The sequence below is a fragment of the Ruegeria sp. AL12 genome, assembly GCF_056540885.1.
The window spans coordinates 1-904 of record NZ_JBQFXN010000082.1; the positions used below are offsets into that span (position 1 = coordinate 1).

General features: G+C 56.3%; 1 protein-coding gene and 1 pseudogene. One reads left to right on the plus strand and one right to left on the minus strand.

What is annotated here, in order from left to right; genetic code table 11:
* Positions 1-457: pseudogene (locus ACR0C6_RS21480) on the minus strand (sensor histidine kinase RegB); the annotation flags it as partial.
* A 93-nt stretch (positions 458-550) separates the two neighbouring features.
* Here ACR0C6_RS21480 and ACR0C6_RS21485 point away from each other — a divergent pair.
* Positions 551-904 (plus strand): SCO family protein (locus ACR0C6_RS21485; protein WP_480621144.1); only part of this gene is annotated, 354 nt, incomplete at its 3' end.

Consider the following 904-nt stretch of genomic DNA (forward strand, 5'->3'; position numbering starts at 1 on the left):
CATCCGTGCGCAAGGGCACATGGAATTCGGCCAGCAGAGTGGTCAGAACAATTGCAACCACGCCAACGATCAACGTCGATCGGGTGCTCATGACATTGGCCGAGATCGTCACTGGCCCCACAAGCAGCAAGGCAAACGGATTGTTCAGCCCTCCGGTCAGGTACAGCAGAACGGTCAATTGCAGCAGGTCGAACAGAACCATCAGGAAGTTCTCGAACTCTGACAAGCGCTTGTTTCTTGGGAAGATCAGGATCGCAGTCAGGTTGCCCAGGATCGAGACCCCGATGGCCAGATAGCACAGCATCACATCCAGCTCGACGTGATAGGTTTGTTGGGCGACGGTGATGGCTGTGATCTGGCCGATGATGGCAACCCAGCGCAGCAGGATCAGCGTGCGCAGCCTGATCCAGCTGCTGCGTTCCTGTCCACGCCATAATGTGATGTTGGAATTGGCCATGGGTTCACTATGTCCTGTTGCATCGGCTGATCATCTTGATAGGTGTCCGGGCCGAAACGATCAACAACCCCTCTGATCATTAGGATTGAAGTCATGGTCCGTCTTTATGCCGTTCTTGCCACCGTTGTTCTTGCCATTGGTCTGGGGGCCATGTGGCTGCTGACCCGAGGTGCCGGATCGGATGATCAGTTCGCGCAATGCCGGTCCAGCCAAATCGCCGGCGGCACCGCAGCCATTGGCGGCCCATTCGAATTGATCAACGGAGAGGGTCAGACTGTCACTGACACTGACGTTATCACCGAGCCGACACTGGTTTATTTTGGCTATACGTTCTGTCCCGATGTCTGCCCGTTCGACATGTCGCGCAATGCCGAGGCTGTGGATATACTGGCCGAGCGAGGCCAGTCGGTCACGCCTCTGTTCATCTCAATCGACCCAGACCGGGAC